Below are 20,317 nucleotides of genomic sequence, written 5' to 3'. Positions count from 1 at the left end.
CTTGGACTGCGGAATATCGTTGACGCTCCTCACCCGCGCAGAAGCGAATGCTCTGGCCTGCGCACTTGCGCTGAGAACAGCCGAGCTATCCGAGGCCAGGCTCATGCTGATCAAGGGCATTTCACTGACTCACCACCGGCTTCGAGTCGACAGAGTGTCCGCAGATATCGACATCCTGGTCGAACCAGCCAAGGTGGACACCGTTCTTGCCACGCTCGCCGAGTTCGGCTGGCACCCCCGGCTGGGCGAATACAACGACTTCCCGCTCAGACATCACTCGGTGACGGTGATCCACGACGACTGGCCATGCGATATCGACGTGCACCGCCGGTTCCCGGGCTTCCTGGCCGACCCGGCCGTGACGTTCGACGAGCTGTGGAGCAGACGGCAATCGATGCACACCGCAGGTCACGACGTTCCCATCACCGACTATTCGTCCAGCGCCATCGTCATGGCCTTGCATTCGGTGCGCAGCACGGTGGACAATCCCCGCCACACTTCCGAACTGGTGCACCTCATCGAGATCTCGCGTGACTGGGACGACCAACAACGCGCCGACATCGCCGAGGTGGCCGCCCGCACCGGGGCTGCGCGGGCGCTGCAAGACATCCTCCCCCTGCTCGGCGTGACTGCCCGCCGCGACGAGGTCGTCATCGACAACGAAGCGCTCCAGGCGTGGCGGCTCCGGGCGACCGGACAGGCGACTTCACTGCGAACCTGGTTGCGCTACGCGTCCGAGGGTTCGGGTCTGCGGGACAAGCTCGTCCGCTTCTGGCGAGCGCTGTGGCCGGCCGAGGACTACTTCCTGGTGGCGTATCCCGAGGAGGCGGGGTCGCCCATCGGGGGTCGCCTGCGCCGATTGGCCCGGGGCATCGCGAAGATCCCCGGCGCCATGCTCGGCATCGCCGGAGCACACCGGGACAACGTGACTGAACGAGCGCTCGGGGCGCTAGCCGAACCCGACATTGGCGCCTCGCCATCCCAGCTCAGCGAACAGCACCCACAATCACGTCAACGGCATCGCGGATCATCGCGAACGAGGATGCAAAGACCTCGGGTCCACGCCGGAACGGATCCGGCACGTCATCGTCAGTGACCCCATCGGCGCCCAGCATGCGCCGAGGCGCCGCTTGCTGCACCATTTCTCGAAGGCGATCCGGCCTTGAGTCAACAGTCAAGGCAGGGAAGGCCTGCGAACCTACGATCCGCGCGAACTCCAAGACGGTGAACGACCGCCGGACTACCGCCGGCGCCAGCCGCACCGCCTGACCGCGATGAGCGGCCGTCAGCGCCAAGATCAGGTCCGCAGACTGCACCATCGCGGGCGTGAGCTGCCGCGCGGCAAATCCGTCTGCCGACGCTCCAGCGGCCTCCACCAACGACACCATGGCGGCGTCCATCGGATGTCCTGGCAAAGCGGCCGTCCCGGCGCTGGACACGTTCGCGGCATCGCCAAGACCGGCGGCCAGCAATCGCTCAGCAGCAGGTGACCGGCAGATGTTGCCGGTGCACACCGTCAAGATGTGAATGGGTTCAGCACTCATTGCACGTGCTGAATGGCTCGGGCCGGACGCCGGGCGATATTGCAGCTAGCCACCACTGGCGCGCCATCGGTGACCCGCGACAAGACGGCGGCGTCGGTCGCCGGCGTCAGCGGGGACGAGTCGGTGCTGAACCTGACCGCCGGGGCGCTGCGCCAACACTGGCGCAAGATGCTCAAATATCCGGTTGACTCCATGGTGTGCTCTTCTCCGAGGGTGCTGTGGCTCGCGCTAAGGACCCTCAGCCTCATTAACCTCTGGCTTGTGTGGCCGTGGCTGGCCCGGCGCACCATGGGGTGTCGGGGCCACCGTCTGGGATGTTGGCTGCGATACGCCGATGACGCATTGGCGAACCGCGGCTCGTCCCATCATTATGACCGATGTCACAGTGTGCAGGTGGCGCGACACGATGCCGGCTCGGCTGTGGACCTTTGCTGGAGGCACGGCTCCAGTGCTTCACCGAAGCCGCCCGCAGCGGCAGTTCTTCGGCGGATCTATGATCACAGCGTGACCGAGGCTATCGGAACCGGGGATGCGTACTGGACGAGGTCCGGTGCTGAGATCGCCGCGTCCCTGGGTTCGGGGCCGGATGGGTTGGCTGCCCGCGCCGCGGCCGAGCGACTGCCCGATGCCCGCACCCACGCCCTGGCGCAGCATGCCGATACCGGCAACTGGCGTCTGCTCGCACATCAGTTCACCAGCCCCATCATCTTGATCCTGGTCGGCGCGACCATCTTGTCCGGTCTGCTGGGCGACTGGACCGACGCGATCATCATCCTGATCATCGTGGTGCTGTCCGGGCTGCTCGACTTCGCGCAGGAACGCGGCGCCGCAAACGCGATGCAGGCCTTGCTGTCAACAGTCCGGCTGACCGCCGACGTGCACCGCGACGGCGCGATCGTCCAGGTGCCCTTCGACGAGGTCGTCCCGGGCGATGTGGTCGAGATCGCCGGCGGAGACATTCTGCCTGCCGATTGCGTGGTGCTGCGCTGCGACGATCTGCAGCTCGACCAATCCAGCCTCACCGGCGAGACCTTCCCCGCAGTCAAGAATCCCGACCCGGTGGCCGCCGGCACCGCGCTCGCGGACCGCTCGAACGTCGTCTTCATGGGCACCCACGTGGCGAGCGGATCGGGCAGTGTCGTCGTGGTGGCCACCGGCGCCGACACCGAATTCGGCCGGGTGATGCAGTCGATGCGGCACCGCCCGCGCCCCACCGGCTTCGAGCGCGGAATGACCCGTTTCGGGTTGCTGCTGGCCCGGGTGATGACCGTGCTGGTGATCGCGATCTTCGTCGCCAACCTCTTGCTGCATCGTCCGCTCGTCGACTCCGCCCTCTTCTCGTTGTCGCTGGCCGTCGGCCTCACGCCGCAACTGCTGCCCGCGATCGTCGGGATCAGTCTTGCGCGCGGCGCACGCGAGATCGCCCGGCACAAGGTGATCGTCAAACGGTTGAACGCGATCGAGGATTTCGGCGCGATGACGGTGCTGTGCACCGATAAGACCGGCACGATGACGCAAGGGTCCATCCGCCTCGACGCGGCGCTGGCCATCGATGGCAGCCCCGCGCCCACGCTGCTGCGCACCGCCGCACTGAATGCGACCCTGCAGCGCGGGCTCAGCAACGCGATGGACGCCGCGATCGCCGACGCCGCGAAGCAGGCCGGTATCGAGGCCTCCGATGTGAAGCTGATCGACGAACTGCCCTACGACTTCGACCGCAAATGCCTGAGTGTGCTTGTCGACGATCCCGAGACCGCGTCTGGGCCGGGCCCGGCGCAGGCTATCGCCGGGTCGGCCACGCTGATCACGAAGGGGGCGGTGAATCCGGTGCTGACGCGCTGCGCCGACGCGTGCGCCGCCGATGGCACGATTCAGTCGATCGCAGCGGCCCGCGAGCGAGTCAACGCGGTGGTCGACGAACTCGCCGGGAACGGAATGCGCGTGCTCGCGGTGGCCACCAAACCGATGTCGGCCGCTTCTGCGGCGTTACACCCGGACGATGAGAGTGGCCTGAGACTGATCGGCCTGCTGGCGTTCGCCGACCCGGTCAAGCCGGATGCTGCTGCGACGATCGCCGATTTCGCGCAGGCGGGAGTTTCGGTGCGGATGATCACGGGCGATTCTCGTCCGGCGGCCAGGTATATCGCCGGCCGGCTGGGGCTGGATCCCCGAACGGTGATCACCGGTGCCGAACTGGACGCGATGGACGATGGCGCGCTGGCCGTCCGGGTATCCCAGGCGCAAGTCTTCTGCGAGACGACACCGAGTCACAAGGAACGCATCGTCCGGGCGCTGTCCGGCTCGGATCAAACCGTCGGCTACCTGGGCGACGGCATCAACGACGCCCCGGCGCTGCGGGCCGCCGATGTCGGGATCTCGGTGCAGGGCGCGGCGGATGTCGCGGCGGAGTCGGCGTCCATCGTGATGTTGGAGAACGATCTGCGTTCGCTGCTGGGAGGCATGCAGCAGGGCCGGCGCACCTTCGCGAACACGATGAAGTACATCCAGATGACTACCAGCGCGAACTTCGGGAACATGATCTCGATGGCGATCGCGTCGGTGGTGCTGCCATTCCTGCCGCTGTTGGCCGCGCAGATCCTGATGATCAATCTGCTCACCGATCTGCCCGCCACCGCGATCGCCACCGACAACGTGGACGAGCGGCAGCTTGCCCGGCCGCAGCGCTGGAATATGCGGCTGATCCGCAACTACATGATCGTCTTCGGCCTGATCAGCTCGGTCTTCGACATCGTGACCTTCATCGTGCTGCGGATGGTCTTCCACGCCGGAGAAGAAGAATTCCAGAGCGCCTGGTTTCTCGGCTCGGTGCTCACCGAGGTGTTGGTGCTCTTCGTGCTGCGCACCCGCGGGCCGTTCTGGCGCAGTCGTCCGGGTGGCATCCTGACTCTGCTCAGCGGGGTCGTGGTCATCGTGACCTTCGCGATCGTGCTCACGCCGGCGGGCGAGTTCCTGCGGCTGTCTCGTCCCCCGGTCGAATTGGCCGTCCTGGTCGTGGTGATCGCGTTCGCCTACTGCGTGGTCACCGAACTGACCAAGAAGGTCTTCTGGCGGATTCCCGCGCATCGCTCACCGGCCCCGCGGGCGGCACGGCACTGAACCTCGTCCAGGTCGTCCGCGTACCACCCGCTGTCGTGTTCGCCGGCTGTAATGCGCGCCGTTTAGACTGCCCAACTGGAAAGGACACGAATGGCCATCTGGAAGCTGCACAACAACGGGGTTCTCGGACCCGACGACGTCGTCAAGCCGGACGAACGGCTGACCTGGGGCAAGACGATCGGGCTGGGCGCCCAGCATGTCGTCGCAATGTTCGGCGCCACGTTCGTCTTCCCGCTGCTGATGGGTCTCAACCCGCAGCTCGCGGTGATGATGAGCGGCATTGCGACGCTGATCTTCCTCGTCGCGGTCAAGCACCGGGTACCCAGCTACCTGGGCAGTTCGGCCTCATTCGTCGGCGTCGCAACGGCGATCTACGCCCAGGGCGGCAAACCGGACGCGGTCAGCGGCGCCATGTTCTGGTGCGGCGTCGGGCTGTTCATCGTCGGCCTGATCATCCACTTCATGGGCTCGGAGATCATCCACAAAGCGCTGCCGCCCGCGGTCACCGGTGCGGTCGTCATGCTGATCGGTTTCAATCTCGCTCCGGTGGTCGCCAAGACCTACTGGCCACAGGATCAGTGGATAGCGCTGATCGTGATGATCGTCGTGATCTGCCTGTCGGTGGGCCTGCGCGGCTTCGCCGGACGCATCGCCATCTTCCTCTCCCTGATCATCGGATACGTGCTCAGCTGGCTGGCCGATATCGTCCTGGGACCGCGGACGATCGTGGCCACCGACGGCGCGGTGACCCACGCCCTGCGAGTCGATTGGACGAAGGTGGCGCAAGCAGACTGGATCGGTCTGCCCCCGGTTACCGATCTCGCCAATTGGAAACTGGGGAGCCCGGACAATGTGGTGGGCTTCCACCTGCCCGATTTCAACTTCGCTTTCGCGCTGATCGCGCTGCCCGTGGTGATCGCGTTGATCGCCGAGAACACCGGGCACGTCAAGGCCGTCGCAGAGATGACGAACACCAATCTCGACGCCTACATGGGACGCGCCCTGGGCGCTGATGGCGTGACCTCGATGTTGGCGACCTTCGTCGGCGCCGGCCCCACCACCACCTACGCCGAGAACATCGGCGTGATGGCGGCCACCCGCGTCTACTCGACGGCGGCGTACGCGGTTGCGTCGGTCGTGGCGATTCTGTTCGGTTTCTCCCCCAAGTTCGGTGCGGTCATCTCGGCCACCCCGGGCGGGGTGCTGGGCGGCATCACCGTCGTCCTCTACGGCATGATCGGCCTGCTCGGCGCCAAGATCTGGAAAGAGAACAAGGTCGACTTCGGTAACCCGCTCAACCTCGTCCCGGTGGCCGCGGGCATCATCATCGGCGTCGGTGACGTCAGCCTGCACTTCACCGACAGCTTCTCGCTGGGCGGTATCGCGCTGGGTACCATCGTGACCATCGTGATGTACCACGTGGCGAAGGCGATCGCGCCGAAGAAACTCGTCGAATCGGCCGAGGGCGCCGTCCTGATCGTGGATGCGCCTGGAGCCTATGAGTCGGGTCAGATTCCTGCGGTGGGCGGCAGGAAGCACCACACGCAGGACCTGACGAAGGAGGCCACCGGCAGCGAATAGGGTGTACCCGTGAGGATCGTGGTGGTCGGTACCGGGTATGTCGGCCTGTCGAATGCGGTGATTTTGGCGCAGCATCATGATGTTGTGGCGGTGGATATCGATGCGGCCAAGGTGGCGTCGATCAACCGGCGCCGGTCTCCGGTCGAGGACCCGGAGCTGGAGGACTATCTGGCTCATGCCGGGTTGTCGTTGACCGCGACCACCGACGCCCCGGCCGCGTATCAGGGCGCGGATCTGATCGTGGTCGCCACACCCACCGATTATGACGATGCCGCGGACTTCTTCAACACCTGCTCGGTGGAGTCCGCGGTCGCCGACGCGCTGGTGGTGAACCCTGCGGCCACGATTGTGATCAAGTCGACGGTGCCGGTCGGGTTCACCCAGCGGATGCGGGAGCGACACCGGGGCGCGACGATCGTGTTTTCTCCGGAGTTTCTGCGCGAAGGCCGGGCGCTGTACGACAACTTGCATCCGTCGCGGATCGTGGTCGGCGACCGGGGTGCGGCGGGCCGCAGGTTTGCGGAGCTGCTGCTGGAGGGCACCGTCGATCATGATGCACCGGTGTTGTTGACCGATCCGACCGAGGCCGAAGCGATCAAGCTCTTCTCGAACACCTACCTGGCGTTGCGGGTCGCCTATTTCAACGAGTTGGACACCTACGCGGCCACCCGCGGTCTGGATACGGCGCAGATCATCGAAGGGGTCGGGCTGGATCCTAGGATCGGTTCGCATTACAACAATCCGTCGTTCGGGTACGGGGGCTACTGCCTGCCGAAGGACACCAAGCAGTTGTTGGCGAACTATTCGGAGGTGCCGCAGAACCTGATCGCGGCGGTGGTGGACGCGAACAGGACGCGGAAGGATTTCATCGCGGACGACATTCTGCGCCGTGACCCTGGTGTGGTGGGGATCTACCGGTTGACGATGAAGACCGGTTCGGACAATTTCCGGGCGTCGTCGGTGCAGGGTGTGATGAAACGGATCAAAGCGAAGGGGATCCCGGTGATCGTCTTCGAACCGTATCTGGATCGAGACGAGTTCTTCGGATCACCGGTGGTGCGCGACCTCGATGAGTTCAAGCGCCGTGCCGATCTGATCGTGTCGAATCGGCTGGTCGACGAACTGCGTGACGTGGCCGACAAGGTGTACACCCGAGACATCTACCAACGCGACTGATACCGGCGCGCTACCCCCCCAACACGCTTCAATGCTCGCCAGATCCCCGATTCAGGCCTCCACCGACGGTGTGGGACGATCTGCAGGGCATCCAAGCGCGTTGGACCGTGCCGATATGTCGCGAACCACTGGATTGTTGTGGGTAGCATCATGGTTGGTTCCCCCGACCCAGCAACGACTCAGAAGCAGGTGCACTGTGACCCGGATCGCATTCGTGCGGCATGGCCAGACCTCTTGGAATGCGACCGACCGATTCCAGGGCTCGTCCAATATCGAGCTCAACGACACCGGCCGCGGCCAGGCCCACCAGGCAGCAGGTTGGCTGCTCGCGAATCTGCCGGATGCTCGCTGGGATTTCGTCCGGTATTCGCCGTTGTCGCGGGCAGCCGAGACCGGCGCGATCATCGCGGACGCCGTGTCGATCGACAGGCGCTCAGCGTTACCCACCCTCACCGAGCGCGACTGGGGCGCAGCCGAGGGACTCACCTTCGAGGGGTGCGTGGAGCGCTGGCCGCTGATGGGGCAGGTGGACGAGTTCGCAGCACGCGAGCTCATTCCCGGTGCTGAGCCGGGGTCGCTGGTGGTCGAACGCGGACGATACGCGATCTCGACGCTGGTCGACCAGTTCCCCGAGGCACAGGCTATCTGCGCGACCCATGGCACCGTGCTGCGCATGACCATGAACGATGTCTTCGGCGGGCAGATCGGCTTCATCCCCAACACCGGCATCGTCGTCATCGACGCCTGGCGCGAAGACGGGGCGGTATGCGCCGAGTTGATCGCCAAGAGTTGGGACTGAGCGCCCCCTGATCGCACGCCCGCGTCCGGGAGCCGGATCAGCCGCGGCGGGCCCAGGTGGCGTCGGTGGTGGTCGTCCGGATGCTCAGCAGCTTGTCGGTGGCACACATGAACAGGGTGCGGCCGTCGTGGCCGCCCCAGCAGAGGTTGGCGACCCGGACCGGCGTTGTGATGCGTCCGATCTCGGTGCCGTCCGGCTCGAAGACCCGCACACCATCGCCAGCGGACGACCAGATGCGTCCTTCGCAGTCGACCTTCATGCCGTCGGGCACCTCGTTGTCGATCTCGATGATCGTGCGGCCCCACTTGGCGAGCCGGCCGTCGATCACGTCGTAGGCGCGGATATGGCGTCCAGGGCCGTCCTCACCACCCGAGTTCGACGAATCGCAGATATAGAGCACCGACTCGTCCGGCGAGAACGCCAGCCCGTTCGGGGCGATTACATCGGTCACCACCGGCCAGAGCATCCCGGTCAACTCGTCGAAGCGGAAGACCCAGCGGTCCCCGTATTCACGCTCCCCGGGGTATCCCTCACCGGGCATCTCAAGACCGTAGGCGGGGTCGGAGAACCAGATCGCTCCGTCGGATGCCACGACGACATCGTTGGGCGAATTCAGCCGGACGCCCCCGAAGTGATCCACCAAGACCGTGACCTCACCGGTGGCCGCACTGCGGCGCTGGATGGCGCGCCGGCCATGGCTGCACTCGACTATGTCGCCATTGCGATCGATCGCGCGTCCGTTGGTGAACTCGACGTTGCTGGCGAACACAGACAACTCCTGGTCGTGCTCCGACCAGGCCATGATGGCGTTGTTGCGGATGTCGCTGAAGATGCAGGCCTGCCGGTCGGCAAGCCAAAGCGGTCCCTCGGTCCAGCTCATGCCCTCGCCGAGTATCTTGAACTCGGCTCCGGGTTCGATCAGATCAGAGAATCTCGTCATCAGCGGATGCCGCCTTCCATTTGCCGTCCTCGGGAACGGTTTCGCGAATCTTGGCCAGCGGGATCAAACCGAGGAGGCAGATGACCGCCAGCATGACGTAGTGCGCAGTGAAGCCGAAATGATCAATGACCATACCCTGAACCATGGCTGCGAAGACGCCGGAGACGCCGAGAGCGATGCCGATCATCAGGCCCATCGCGGTGCCGGCCGAGCGCGGCAGCGAGTCGATCAGCAGCGCATAGACAACGGGGAACGGAGCATTGCGCACCAGGCCCCACAGGATCAGCACGACCCAGGCCATCGTCAGGGAGCTCAGCGGGATGAACAGGAGGATCATGACGGCCCAGCCGATGACCAGGAAGCGCAGCGCGAATTTGCGGCCGGTGCGGTCGGACGCCCAGCCCCAGCCGACCTGGCCGATCCAGCCGGTCAGACCCGATGCACCGGAGACCAGCGCCGCTTGGGTCAACGAGATTCCGTGCTGAGTCAGTTGCACGGTCAAGAACGTGACCGCGCCGCTTTCCGCCCAGAGGAAGAGGAAGATCAACGCCATGCAGAGCAGGGCGTTGCGGCTCTTCAGCACCTCTTTGATCGGGCCCATCATGTCGCCGGGAGACCTGACCGACAGCTCCTGGGTGGGGCGGGTCAGACCGTGGTCGTCGATCCAGTCATAGACATTCTGCTGATGCTTCTTGGTACCGATGACGGCCTGAGCGATCATGATCGGAATGCCGATCAGCGGGATGACCAGGAACGCCTCGCGCCAACCGCTGACACCGAGCACCAGCGCGATCAAGGCGCCGGTGGCGAACTGACCGAGCGGGAAGCCGGTGTGGTGGACACCGACCGCGAAGCCGCGGTACTCGCGAGGCCACCACTCGCCGACGAGAGCGACGTTGACCGGTTCGGATCCGCCGCGACTGATGCCCATCGGAATACGCAGCAGGAGGAACGAGAGGAAAGCACCGGAAAACCCGAAGGTCAGCGCGCCGCCCAGCGTGCCGAGTGCCATCGCGATGATCCAGGTCCAGGTGCGCCGGTAGCCTGATCCGATGCGGTCGGCGATCCAGCCGAAGAAGATCGCTCCGAGGATCGTGCCTGCGAAGAAGACCGAGTTGATCATGCCCGCTTGGGCGTTCGTCAAACCGAACTCGTCGACGATCGCCGGCAGCACCGCCGGCAGGATCCCGCCGTCGATGGCGGTCATCAGGATCGCGAGGGTGGTGACCAGGAGGATCAGCCAACTGGTGCCCGGGGCGTGCGGGAGCAGGGACGCCTTCTTGGCGGGTTCTTCTCCTGGCTGGCGGAATTCATCATTCGGTGTTTGTGGCTCGACGCTCACGGGTCACCTCCGGGGCTGAAGCTTGGCGTCCGTGCCAAGCCGATCCTATGCAATAGACGATCTACGACGATCGCTGTCTTTGCACGCTAGACCCATTGCCAAGTACCGTCAAGAGGGACTATTCCCAGCAGGCAGGATGGTTGCATGGACTTGATCATTGATGAAGGCGGACGAGCCCGCCCCAGCTGGGCGGTATCCAGCCCCGGCTACCTGCAGTACTACGACACCGAGTGGGGCATGCCGGTGCGCGACGAGCGCGGGCTCTTCGAGCGGCTGAGCCTGGAGGCGTTCCAGTGCGGGCTCAGCTGGGCCACGATCCTGGCCAAACGCGAGCGCTTCCGCGAGGTCTTCGCCGGCTTCGATCCGGACGAGGTCGCCACCTTCACCGAAGCCGACGTGCAACGACTGATGGCCGATGCGGGCATCGTCCGTAATCGTCGCAAGATCGAAGCCACCATCGGCAACGCCCGGGCGACCATCGACCTGCGGCCCGACGGCGGGCTAGTGCAGCTCATCTGGTCACATCTGCCGCAAAGCACCCCGGCACCGCAGACGATGGACGAGATCCGCGCCGTCTGCGACGAATCCGTGGCACTCAGCAAAGCAATGAAGAAGCGCGGGTTCCGATTCGTCGGACCCACCACGGTCTATGCGCTGATGCAGGCGATCGGCATGGTGGACGACCATCTGGTCGGCTCTTGGCGGCGCGGCTCGTCCGGTGTGTTCGGGTCGGACGGCCGAGCGCTCCCGCAGGGCTGAGGATCTCAGGCGGTGGCTTTGGCGACGGCCTGATCGATCTGGTCGGGGCTGAGCACTCCCACTCGGGTCTCGCGCACCACCCCATCGGGGTCGACGAAGTAGTGTGCCGGTACCCCGAGCACGCCATAGGCCTGAGCCAGCGCGGTCTGCTCGTCCGGCAATTGCGTGAACGACAATCCAAGACGCTCGGCATAGGGCTGGACGGCCGAACCGGACTCGCCGACGTAGACGGCGATCACCGCCACGTCGTCCCCGGATTGCTCATGGAAGGCTTCGACGTCGGGGATTTCGGCTCGGCACGCCGTGCACCAGGTGGCCATGAAGACCAGCCATACCGGGCGCCCGTGCAACTCGTCCAACGAGATCTGGCTGCCGTCCAGAGCGGTCGCGGTGAACCCGGGGGCTGGCTGACCCACCACGGGAGCCGACGCCGCAGCCTGCACATCCACCTTCGACACCGCGGACGATTCCCCCGCGCTCCCGGTCTGGTCGCCGGGCCGCATCACCAGCCACGCACCGATCACCACCGCCAGCGCGGTGACCCCCAGCACGACGACGTTGCCCATCCGGCTGCCGCGCAGTCGCGCCCTCCAGTCGGGTTCGGCGACGGTCGGTGGCTCAGGCATACGAGTGCATCCCGCCGAAGAAGAGGTTGCCGAAGTAGGTGAAGATGATCGCTGCGAATCCCAGCACGAGCAGCCAGGCGGCCCGCTTGCCGCGCCAGCCGCCCACCACCCGCGCGTGCAGATAGGCGCCATAGATCAGCCAGGTGACCAGGGCTGCGGTCTCTTTCGGGTCCCATGACCAGTAGCGTCCCCAGGCGACATTGGCCCACACCGAACCGAGGATGATCATGATCGTCAGCATCGGGAAGGTGATGATCACGGCCTTGTAGCCGAGGTCGTCCAAGGTGTCGAGCTTCGGCCAGCCACTCCACTTGATGTGCGGGCCGAGCAGGTACATCACTGCCGCGCCGAATGCGATGACTGCGGCCCCATAGGCAAGTGCGGCGGTGAAGACATGCAGAGTCAGCAGCGGGCTGTTCTGCAGCGCGGGCATCAGCGGGCTCGCCGCGTACGACAGCGTCGATGCGTAGAGCAGCATCGCCAGGATCACCGGCAGCACCACCACGGCCAGCGTCCGCACCCGGTAGCGGTGTTCGAAGTAGACCAATGCCAAGATCATGCCCCAGCTGAAGGAGACGGCGAACTCGTAGTGGTTGGCGAACGGCGCATGACCGGTGGCCAAGAACCTCGCCAGCAGCGATCCGGTGAGCAAGATCAGCGCGCCTTGAGTGAATTTGCCGCCGTACCAGGCGACTCCGCGTCCACCCGAGGACGACGTGCGGCCGGGTCGCGCGGTGATCTGGTCGCCGGCCGCCGCCACCGGCCTGCGTGGTTCAGCGGACCCGGCGGCCGCGCCCGCCCCCACTTTCACCGTCGCGGGCACGCTTTTGGGCTTGACGGCGCGGGCGGCCAGCAGCGCCACCACGTAGGCGACTACGGCGAAGACCACCAGCACCGTGGTGGCCACTAGCAGCGCCTGGGAGATCTCAAGCATCGGGCTGATCCCTTTCTTCCGTCGGCATTTCTTGGGCTGACAAGACGCCTGCGAGGCCGGCACCGACCTCGGCGAATTGACGGGCGAAGCCCGGATCCTCGCGATCTGGCGAGGCCAGTTGCACCAGCGAGCCGCCATCGGCCACCGGCGTCACCCGGATCCAGATGCGGTGATGGCGGAAGAACATCGTCGAGCAGGTCCCGATGATCAGCAGCAAGAAGCCGAACCAGACGATGCCGGTGCCCGGATCGCGTTTGACGAGCAGGCCGGTGAACTGCTGTTCGCGTTCGAAGGTGAATCTCAGGCCGTCGACCTCGACCGAGCCCGACTGATCGAGCACGGCCGTGCCGAGCGGCGTGTCGCTGTCGGCCGGGTAAACCTCGATCCGCATCTGACCAGGATCGATACCGGTCCCGGTTTGTCCGGACGCGGAGCCGATCACGAAGAGCTCCTGGTCGCGACCGGGTACGTCGATCACCCCGTAGCTCAGCGAGCCGTCCTTGGTCGTCCACTCCAGGGGCACTCCGCCGTCGAAGAGCAGCTGACCGGAGCTATCGGCGATCTGCATGACAGCGGCGATCCCGAAGTAGGCCTGATGGAACATCACCCCGTCGTACTTGAGTGGCTCGTTGACCCGGATGTCCTGGCGGGCAACCTGCTGCCCATCGGCATAGAGCACCAGGTCGGTGACGTAGTCCTTGGGGCTGCCGTCCTCGTAGTAGCTGTCGGAGAATGACTTGGCCTCGGCGACCAGCCCCGTATCGTGTCCGACCTCGGTGGGGTGCCCGATGGTCAAGGTGAACTGCTCATCGCGGAATCCGGTCAGCGAGCTGACCACGAAGCCGGCCATGATCACCACGAACGCGGTGTGCGCGACGACCGTGCCGAACGGTGCCAGATGCCATCTGTCGGTGTAGAGGTTCTCGCCCGGTCCACGATCGTCGGCGATCACCCTGACGTGTTTGGCCTTCGCGTCCGCTCTGATCGCTTCGACGGCCTCGGCGCTCGACCGCGGGGTGGTGAACTGATCGTTGAGCCGAGCGCGCCGGAAGAACTCTGCTGTGACCTTGGTGTGCGGGTGGAATGCGGTCTGCATCAGCACCGGAATGCGGTGGGTGGTGCAAGCGATGATGCTGAGCGCCAGCAGGCCCATCACGACCAGGAAGATCGGCGAACTGAAGACGCTGAACAGGCCGGCGGTGTTCAAAATGCCGGTCCAACCGCCATAGGTCGGGCGAACCGAGGCCAGCCAGGCGTCGAGCGATGCGGGGTCGCCGCGCACACCGGCCGGTATCTGGGGGAAGAGCACCCCGAACAGGGCGAGCAGTCCGGACGCGAGGATCAGCGCCAGCCCGAACTTCTTGTTATAGAAGAACGCGTAGACCGCGTGCAGCGCCTGACGGCCGGACACACCGGTGGAGCTGTCCAGGCCGTCGACCGGCTCGTCGGTCATCCCCGGACGAGAACGGTTGCGCGTATCGAGGCTCATGATTGCTCCTTCAGATGCCGATTCCGGGGATGACGCCGGCCAGCCGGGCGAAGAGATTGGTGATCATCAAGAAGCCGATCAGCATCAGCATTCCACCGCTGAGCATCGAGACCGCGACATGATGCCTGGTGAACCAGGCGAGTCGCCCATTGGCCCGGACGACGCCGAGCGCCACCAGGATCAACGGCAGCCCGAGGCCGAGGCAGTAGGCGAGCATCAACGCGATGCCTCGTCCGCTGGTCGAACTCACCGTCGCGAGGGCCAGGATCCCGCCGAGCACCGGTCCGATGCACGGCGTCCAGCCGGCACCGAAGATCAGGCCCATCAGGCCCGAGCGCAGCGCCCCGGCACCCTGACTTCTCGCAGGCATCGGCAGCCGGGCAACCCGGTTCAGCAGGCCGATGTCGATCAGCCCCGCCAGCTGCAGTCCCATCACGATCAGCAGCGCGCCACCGGCGATCCGCAGCACCCCGGTCGCAGACCCCACAGAGCGCCCGATCAGCCCGATGGACGCCCACAAGGCGATGAAGACCAGGCTGAATCCGGCGACGAAGCTGAGCGTGTTGCCCAACGCCGAGCGTTTCGAGACCGCCGATCCCGGAGCCGCTCCGATCAGCTGCCCGACGAAGGCGGGCACGATCGGCAAGAAACAGGGCGAGGCGAACGACACCACGCCTGCCAGCAGGGCCAGCGGAATCGTGACCTCCATCTCACGGACCCGTGCTCGGGGTCGGGGACGCGGCGCGAGCGCGCTCCAGATGGGCTTTCGCCGTGGCCGCCAGATCGGAATCCGGATCGAGTTCGATGACCTTGCCCCACGCCTGCTCGGCTTGGGCGTAGTCGGGTGGTGTCATGGCCATGAAGAGGAACCCCAGGTTGAACCAGGGTGCGGGATTGTCGGGCGCGACCTGGGTGGCACGCTGCCAGTACTGCTCGGCCTGCTCGTCCTGGTTGAGATTGAACTCGGCAACACCGATCGCCAGCAGGGTGTCGAGGTCGTCCGGGGTGAGCTGCAGGATCTGCTCGAGTTGCTCGATAGCATCCTGGTAGCGCCCGGCGCCCATCAGGAGGTCGGCCAGTTGCTGGCGGGGTGCGATGGCCGACGGGTCGGCCTCTATCTGCTTCTTGAGCGCAGCGACCTGTTCTTCGTCGACCTGCACGAAGGTGCTGAGCTCGCTGGGCAGCGCTGAACTGCTCGTCTGGCTGTGCGCGGAGGCCACCTCGTCATTGCTCAGGCCGTGCTGCTGGATGATGATCACGATCGCCGCCGCCAGCAGCATGACCAGCACCAGGTTGATCGTGCTGATGCCGCCCACCTTGCCGGGGCCGGACGACCGGTTCCTCCGGCCGGTACCCCGAGCAGCGGCAGAGGCGGAGACAGAGGTAATGACAGCATCGTCGTCGGGTGCCGGTTGGTCGAAGTCGTCGGCGAACGCTTCGACACCGACGGCGTCGTCGTCTGGCGCCTCAGCGACCTCGCTGTCGATCAGCGCGAGCTGATCGTCGGCCCAGCCTTTGAGGTTTTCGGGGGCGGAGGCGAGAAAGCGCGCCAGTTCCCCGGCGTCGACTGCGGCCGGGGAACTGGCGGGCGTTTCACGAAGCTCGGGCACTCCTCACTTCCTCATTCTCAGCGCTGTCAGCGGGTCGGGGTCGGCGATGCGCTGCTCACCGGTCCACTTGCGAGGCCGACGTCCACGCCGCGTAGCGCCAGCTGACCCTTGCGCGAGTAGTCGGTCGCCTGATTCAGGATCGAGATCGAGTACGCCGGAGCGTGGAAGCCCTTGGAGTTCTCCGAGATCGTGTAGTCGATCATGAAGGATGCGCGTCGCTGGTAGTCGCGAGCGATCGTCAGCTGTTCCTCGGTGGCGGTGCCGTCCTTGGCCGCAGCCTCCAGGTCGGCGATGAACTCGTCGAAGGCCGCGAACGAGATGTCCTGGGCCTCGTACCAGCGGTTCTGGATCGTGTCGACCCGTTCCTTCATCTCGGTTGCGGTCGAGTGATGGCAGGTCAGGCAGCTGGCGTTGATGGACGCCTCGCTTTCCATCGGGCTCGTCACATCGTGGTTGCTGACCTTCGCCGCGCCATCGCGCTGATAGGCCATATGGCAATCCGCGCAGGTCACACCGTTGTCGGCATGGATGCCCTGGCTCCAGGTTTCGAAGTCGGGATGCTGAGCCTTCAGCACCGGTGCCCCGGTGTCGGCGTGCACGAAGTCGGTCCAGCCGATCTCGTCGTAATACGCGATGGCGTCTTGAACCGTCAGACCGTTGTCCCAGGGGAAGGTCAGCGTCTTCTCATCGCCGGCGAAGTAGTACTCGACGTGGCACTGCGCGCAGACGTAGGCCCGCATCTCCTGGGTGCTGGCATCCCGGTTGACGTCGTAGTCAGCGACGCCCTCGCTGGCCTTCAACTCCTTCATGCCCTCGATGAACGCCGGGCGGGTGATTCGCAGCTGCATGGTCTGCGGATCGTGGCAGTCGATGCAGGCAATCGGTCCGCTGGCATGCTGAACGGCCTCGGCGTACGGAAGTTTGTTCATCGCTGCCCAGCCGGCCATCTGGTCGCCATCGCCGAGTTCGTCCATGACCTCCGGTAGGGAGGCATGGCAGTTCAGGCAGGCACCCGGCTGCTTGAACTCGAGCATCCGGCGGGTGAACTGCTGATCGGTGAGCATGAATTCGTGGCCGCGGGGCTCGCGGTAGTCGACGGCGAACGCATAGCCCTGCCACATGTTCACCAGCCGAGGGTAGGTCTCCAGCTTGGACTGCGTGACGAACAGCCGCGGGTCTGCCTCGGTCGGCTCGCGCGCGACCAGTTCGTCCTCGTTGATCTCGCCGGTGCGCAGGTACGCCTCGTACTGCAGCGGATAGTTCTGACCCCAGACCGCCGGATCGTAGGTCGTGTCGGTAATTTCGACGACCTGGGTGAAAGGCTGCTTGGCTTCCTGCTTATGGGTGAAGATCGTCGTCAGCAGCCAGGTCAGGCCGGCTGCGGCGATCATGCAGACGATGAGCACCACGATGGGCACCCACCGCTTACGGGGGCCCGTCCAGGTGGTCGGCTGATTCGGCTCGCCAGCAGCCGGGGTGGTGGGGTCGGTCTTGTCGGTACTCATCGGTTCACCTCATGTGTCCCACGCCGTCGTGGCAGCGGATGCACGACACGGTTTCGCCCGTGTGGTTCGAGCTGTTGGAGATCTGGTCGACGAAGTCGCCGTGGCAGTAGACGCAGGCTGCCTCGGTGACTGCCTTGTTGTGTTCGCGGATCTGGATGTTCTCGGGGTAGTTCTGCAGCGTGAACTTCAGCGAGTGCGAGAAGCCGTTCTCGGCCTTGTTCGCGTATTTGGCGATCAGGTTGTGGTGGGGTGCGTGGCAGTCGTTGCAGGTCGCCACGTTTGCATGGCTGCCCTTCTGCCAGCCCTCGTACTCCTCGTTCATCGCGTGACAACCGGCACAGGTCGCCGGGTCGTTTCCGAAGTACTTGGTGAAGCCCGCGAAATACATGGTGAATACGCCGACGCCAAGAATCACACCGATCAGGGCGGCCAGGCCGATACCGGTCCAGCCGGTGAACGCGCCGGTGAAGCCACGCCACATGCGTTTCAAAAGCGCCACCGTTCACACCCCCTCGGCCTCGTCGTCGACGGATCTGCGCTTGTCATGCTGGGCTACGGTGCCCCTCACAGTTTTTCTATGTCCGTCCATCCTTGCATCACAGATTTTTCACAGTGACCGGTAGAAAAAGGGATTTAGGTTAGGGCGACCTTATCTTCTGGACTGGCGTGGCAGATCCCGTCGTCCACTCATCGATCTCTCGCAACCCACGGACGAACGCCGACCTCAGACGTCCACCATTGGCCGCCGTCGGCTGCCATCGCGCAGGAGATGAGACGATCGACGACATGAGCGTGCGCATGTCGAAACGCGGTGATGTCGAACCGTTCTACGCGATGGAGCTGCTGAAACTCGCCAATATCAAGCGGGCGGAGGGGTCCGGCGTCATCTCGCTGTGCCTTGGCCAGCCCTGTGATGGCGCTCCTACGCCGGTGCGCGATGCCGCCGCACGCGCGCTGGCCGGCGGCCAGCGGCTCGGCTACACCGACGCGAACGGGCTACCCGAACTGCGGGAGCGGATCGCCGAACACTATCTCGCCCAATACGGCGTCGACCTCGATCCCGGACGAGTGTTGGTCACCACAGGCTCGTCCGCAGCGTTCACCGCGATCATCCTGGCCGCGTTCGACCACGGCGACGAGGTCGCCATGGCGCGGCCCGGCTATCCGGCCTACCGCAATGTGCTGCGGGCGCAGGGTTGCCTGGTCACCGAGATCGATTGCGGACCCGAGACGGGCTTCCAGCCCACCGTCGAGATGCTGGACGCGCTGCCCGCGCCGCCGGCCGGGCTGGTGATTGCCTCGCCCTCGAATCCCACCGGGACGATCATCGATCCCGAGCAACTCACCGCCATCGCGCGCTGGTGCGACGAGCACGGCACCCTGCTGATCTCGGACGAGATCTACCACGGCATCACGTTCGGCGCCGCGACCGCTTCGGTGCTGCAGTCCTCGCGCAATAACGTCGCGGTCGGCTCGTTCAGCAAGTACTACTGCATGACCGGTTGGCGAATCGGCTGGCTGGTGGTGCCGGACGACCTCGCGCGGCGGGTCGAACTGCTGCTCGGCAACCTGAACCTATCGACGCCGACACTGTCGCAGCTGGCCGCGACCCACGCCTTCAGCGCAGCGGCCAAGCCCGAACTCGAGGCCCACGTCGCCAGGTACCGGCACAATCGCGATCTCGTGTTGCGCCGGCTGCCGGCGATCGGGGTGACCGACGTCGTGACGCCCGACGGCGCCTTCTACGTCTATCCGGATGTCTCGCATCTGACCGATGATTCGCTGGCCTGGTGCCTGAAGGTGCTGGACGAAACGGCGGTCACGCTGACGCCGGGAATCGATTTCGCGCCGGTTCGTCCGGGCGTCAGCTCGCCTGCCGACGGCACGCGGTTCATCCGGATCAGCACGGCCGGGCCGTCCGATGAGATCGAGGAGGCCTTCGACCGGTTGGCCGCCTGGGTCTAGGCGCGGATCAGCCGATCTCCACATGTCGCGCGGCTGGGGTTGCGGTTGTGGTCGCCGCCGTTCGCCGAACCAATAGGCTCTCTTACCGGCGACCAAAACCGCAGGTCGACCCTTGCTGCGCGGCAGGGGTTGCGACTTTGGTTGCGACGCTGGCCCCGAAAATATGCTCCGTCTTCGGGCAGCCAAGACCGCGCCGAGAGGCCGGAAACTCTAGATCGTCCGCAAGAGTTCCTGGAGCACCGCGCCCTGGCTGAGTTCCGGCTGTTTGGCGCCGACCAGCAGCGTCACGGTGGGTTTGTCGGCCATCCGCTTGGCGAACTTGGCGGCCTGGCCCGAGGTCTGAAGCTCGATCCGGTAGCGTTCGGCGAACTCCTCGAAGCGCTCCGGACGATGCCCGTACCAGGTCCGCAGCTCGGTGCTGGGAGCCACGTCGGTGCACCACTCTCCCAGCGCGGCGTGCTCCTTCGAGATGCCGCGCGGCCACAACCGGTCGACCAGCACCCGGTAACCGTCGTCGTCCTCGACCTCGTCGTAGATACGCTTCAACAGGTAAACGGTCATCGCCGACCTCCTTGTTTCTAGGGTGTCACTCAATCATCGGTCACGTGGACGTAGCCGTGGGCTCCCGACTCGGCATCGCTCATTGCATGAGTGACGATCGGGTAGTTGCCCGCTTCGGTGAACACGATCTCGACGAAACCGCCCTGGGCGGGCTGCAGACCGAGGGCCTGCGATCCCCCACCGGTCTGGCCGAAGGCATCGGTTCCCCGTTTGAGGTGGTAGCCGCCCTCCAGATAGACGGTGTCGAACTGGCCGCCGACGATGTGGAAGCTGCTGGCCCGGTTGGGCCCGGCGTCCAGCACCCAGAAGCGGATGCGTTCGCCCACCTTGGCCTCCAGCCTGAACTGGTCGTATTGATAGGCGATGCCG

General features: G+C 65.3%; 19 protein-coding genes and 1 pseudogene. 7 read left to right on the top strand and 13 right to left on the bottom strand.

Annotated features, from left to right (window positions below):
* Positions 1–19 precede the first annotated feature (19 nt).
* Positions 20–1,096 carry a nucleotidyltransferase family protein gene (locus tag AAFP05_RS09215; RefSeq protein ID WP_341729565.1) on the top strand — a complete coding sequence of 359 codons (1,077 nt, stop codon included), beginning with the start codon at positions 20–22 and terminating at the stop codon, positions 1,094–1,096.
* On the opposite strand, the gene AAFP05_RS09210 is transcribed toward AAFP05_RS09215, so the two are convergent.
* Together AAFP05_RS09210 and AAFP05_RS09205 are read right to left on the bottom strand one after the other, a co-directional pair.
* Entirely contained in the window at positions 987–1,544 is a 558-nt protein-coding gene (locus tag AAFP05_RS09210) for a hypothetical protein (RefSeq protein WP_341729564.1), read from the bottom strand. The two genes, AAFP05_RS09215 and AAFP05_RS09210, sit on opposite strands and share 110 nt — an antisense overlap.
* Positions 1,541–1,738 carry a hypothetical protein gene (locus AAFP05_RS09205; RefSeq protein WP_341729563.1) on the bottom strand — a complete coding sequence of 66 codons (198 nt, stop codon included), beginning with the start codon at positions 1,736–1,738 and terminating at the stop codon, positions 1,541–1,543. Before AAFP05_RS09205 ends, AAFP05_RS09210 begins: the two co-directional genes overlap by 4 nt.
* Before the next feature lie 310 nt (positions 1,739–2,048).
* Between AAFP05_RS09205 and mgtA the strand changes: the two genes are divergently transcribed.
* From mgtA to AAFP05_RS09185, 4 genes are all read left to right on the top strand, one after another.
* Complete coding sequence (mgtA, locus tag AAFP05_RS09200; protein ID WP_341729562.1) at positions 2,049–4,661, top strand: magnesium-translocating P-type ATPase; 2,613 nt, start codon at positions 2,049–2,051, stop codon at positions 4,659–4,661.
* Between the two features lie 90 nt (positions 4,662–4,751).
* Entirely contained in the window at positions 4,752–6,242 is a 1,491-nt protein-coding gene (locus tag AAFP05_RS09195) for a solute carrier family 23 protein (protein ID WP_341729561.1), read from the top strand.
* A gap of 9 nt (positions 6,243–6,251) precedes the next feature.
* On the top strand, positions 6,252–7,418 hold the full coding sequence (locus tag AAFP05_RS09190; RefSeq protein ID WP_341729560.1) for a nucleotide sugar dehydrogenase: 1,167 nt from the start codon (positions 6,252–6,254) through the stop codon (positions 7,416–7,418).
* Positions 7,419–7,614: 196 nt separating this feature from the next.
* Positions 7,615–8,217, top strand: a complete 603-nt coding sequence (locus AAFP05_RS09185; protein WP_341729559.1) for a histidine phosphatase family protein — start codon at positions 7,615–7,617, stop codon at positions 8,215–8,217.
* Positions 8,218–8,254: 37 nt separating this feature from the next.
* Here the strand turns inward: AAFP05_RS09185 and AAFP05_RS09180 are convergent, their stop codons facing one another.
* Positions 8,255–9,157 (bottom strand): SMP-30/gluconolactonase/LRE family protein, encoded by a 903-nt coding sequence (locus AAFP05_RS09180; RefSeq protein ID WP_341729558.1) that lies wholly within the window; start codon positions 9,155–9,157, stop codon positions 8,255–8,257.
* The gene (locus AAFP05_RS09175) at positions 9,141–10,499 is read right to left on the bottom strand and encodes an MFS transporter (RefSeq protein WP_341729557.1); all 1,359 of its coding nucleotides are present in this window, start codon (positions 10,497–10,499) and stop codon (positions 9,141–9,143) included. Before AAFP05_RS09175 ends, AAFP05_RS09180 begins: the two co-directional genes overlap by 17 nt.
* A gap of 144 nt (positions 10,500–10,643) precedes the next feature.
* Between AAFP05_RS09175 and AAFP05_RS09170 the strand changes: the two genes are divergently transcribed.
* Positions 10,644–11,258, top strand: coding sequence for a DNA-3-methyladenine glycosylase I (locus AAFP05_RS09170; RefSeq protein ID WP_341729556.1), 615 nt, complete (start codon positions 10,644–10,646; stop codon positions 11,256–11,258).
* Positions 11,259–11,263: 5 nt separating this feature from the next.
* On the opposite strand, the gene AAFP05_RS09165 is transcribed toward AAFP05_RS09170, so the two are convergent.
* Genes AAFP05_RS09165 through nrfH form a run of 7 tightly spaced genes read right to left on the bottom strand, consistent with a single transcriptional unit; the run spans position 11,264 to position 17,921 of the window.
* Entirely contained in the window at positions 11,264–11,884 is a 621-nt protein-coding gene (locus AAFP05_RS09165; protein WP_341729555.1) for a TlpA disulfide reductase family protein, read from the bottom strand.
* Positions 11,877–12,818 carry a cytochrome c biogenesis protein CcsA gene (gene ccsA, locus AAFP05_RS09160; RefSeq protein WP_341729554.1) on the bottom strand — a complete coding sequence of 314 codons (942 nt, stop codon included), beginning with the start codon at positions 12,816–12,818 and terminating at the stop codon, positions 11,877–11,879. The genes AAFP05_RS09165 and ccsA overlap by 8 nt, the downstream gene beginning before the upstream one ends.
* The gene (locus AAFP05_RS09155; protein ID WP_341729553.1) at positions 12,811–14,307 is read right to left on the bottom strand and encodes a cytochrome c biogenesis protein ResB; all 1,497 of its coding nucleotides are present in this window, start codon (positions 14,305–14,307) and stop codon (positions 12,811–12,813) included. The genes ccsA and AAFP05_RS09155 overlap by 8 nt, the downstream gene beginning before the upstream one ends.
* Before the next feature lie 10 nt (positions 14,308–14,317).
* Positions 14,318–15,016 carry a cytochrome c biogenesis protein CcdA gene (locus AAFP05_RS09150; protein WP_341729552.1) on the bottom strand — a complete coding sequence of 233 codons (699 nt, stop codon included), beginning with the start codon at positions 15,014–15,016 and terminating at the stop codon, positions 14,318–14,320.
* Between the two features lies 1 nt (position 15,017).
* Positions 15,018–15,917, bottom strand: a complete 900-nt coding sequence (locus tag AAFP05_RS09145) for a tetratricopeptide repeat protein (protein ID WP_341729551.1) — start codon at positions 15,915–15,917, stop codon at positions 15,018–15,020.
* A 26-nt stretch (positions 15,918–15,943) separates the two neighbouring features.
* A complete protein-coding gene (locus AAFP05_RS09140; protein ID WP_341729550.1) occupies positions 15,944–17,422 on the bottom strand; it encodes an ammonia-forming cytochrome c nitrite reductase subunit c552 in 1,479 nt (492 codons plus the stop codon).
* Between the two features lie 4 nt (positions 17,423–17,426).
* Positions 17,427–17,921 (bottom strand): cytochrome c nitrite reductase small subunit, encoded by a 495-nt coding sequence (gene nrfH, locus AAFP05_RS09135; protein WP_341729549.1) that lies wholly within the window; start codon positions 17,919–17,921, stop codon positions 17,427–17,429.
* 287 nt (positions 17,922–18,208) lie between these two features.
* Between nrfH and AAFP05_RS09130 the strand changes: the two genes are divergently transcribed.
* Positions 18,209–19,387: an aminotransferase class I/II-fold pyridoxal phosphate-dependent enzyme gene (locus tag AAFP05_RS09130; protein WP_341729548.1), complete on the top strand. Its 1,179-nt coding sequence runs from the start codon at positions 18,209–18,211 to the stop codon at positions 19,385–19,387.
* A 210-nt stretch (positions 19,388–19,597) separates the two neighbouring features.
* Here the strand turns inward: AAFP05_RS09130 and AAFP05_RS09125 are convergent, their stop codons facing one another.
* Together AAFP05_RS09125 and AAFP05_RS09120 are read right to left on the bottom strand one after the other, a co-directional pair.
* Positions 19,598–19,948: a DUF488 family protein gene (locus AAFP05_RS09125; protein ID WP_341729547.1), complete on the bottom strand. Its 351-nt coding sequence runs from the start codon at positions 19,946–19,948 to the stop codon at positions 19,598–19,600.
* 29 nt (positions 19,949–19,977) lie between these two features.
* Positions 19,978–20,317: pseudogene (locus AAFP05_RS09120) on the bottom strand (copper oxidase); the annotation flags it as partial.

It is taken from the genome of Brooklawnia sp. (genome assembly GCF_032229645.1).
In the GTDB taxonomy this organism is placed as follows: domain Bacteria; phylum Actinomycetota; class Actinomycetes; order Propionibacteriales; family Propionibacteriaceae; genus Brooklawnia.
Note: the sequence above shows the minus strand (reverse complement) of the source record. Positions and strands in the feature narration are given on the sequence as shown.

Bases quoted from the DNA above. Each gene is read 5' to 3' on its own strand.
- AAFP05_RS09130 (WP_341729548.1), top strand. From the start codon at position 18,209: ATGAGCGTGCGCATGTCGAAACGCGGTGATGTCGAACCGTTCTACGCG.
- AAFP05_RS09180 (WP_341729558.1), bottom strand. From the start codon at position 9,157: ATGACGAGATTCTCTGATCTGATCGAACCCGGAGCCGAGTTCAAGATA.
- AAFP05_RS09205 (WP_341729563.1), bottom strand. From the start codon at position 1,738: ATGGAGTCAACCGGATATTTGAGCATCTTGCGCCAGTGTTGGCGCAGC.
- AAFP05_RS09155 (WP_341729553.1), bottom strand. From the start codon at position 14,307: ATGAGCCTCGATACGCGCAACCGTTCTCGTCCGGGGATGACCGACGAG.
- AAFP05_RS09140 (WP_341729550.1), bottom strand. From the start codon at position 17,422: ATGAGTACCGACAAGACCGACCCCACCACCCCGGCTGCTGGCGAGCCG.
- ccsA (WP_341729554.1), bottom strand. From the start codon at position 12,818: ATGCTTGAGATCTCCCAGGCGCTGCTAGTGGCCACCACGGTGCTGGTG.
- AAFP05_RS09210 (WP_341729564.1), bottom strand. From the start codon at position 1,544: ATGAGTGCTGAACCCATTCACATCTTGACGGTGTGCACCGGCAACATC.
- AAFP05_RS09170 (WP_341729556.1), top strand. From the start codon at position 10,644: ATGGACTTGATCATTGATGAAGGCGGACGAGCCCGCCCCAGCTGGGCG.
- AAFP05_RS09165 (WP_341729555.1), bottom strand. From the start codon at position 11,884: ATGCCTGAGCCACCGACCGTCGCCGAACCCGACTGGAGGGCGCGACTG.
- AAFP05_RS09195 (WP_341729561.1), top strand. From the start codon at position 4,752: ATGGCCATCTGGAAGCTGCACAACAACGGGGTTCTCGGACCCGACGAC.
- AAFP05_RS09150 (WP_341729552.1), bottom strand. From the start codon at position 15,016: ATGGAGGTCACGATTCCGCTGGCCCTGCTGGCAGGCGTGGTGTCGTTC.
- AAFP05_RS09125 (WP_341729547.1), bottom strand. From the start codon at position 19,948: ATGACCGTTTACCTGTTGAAGCGTATCTACGACGAGGTCGAGGACGAC.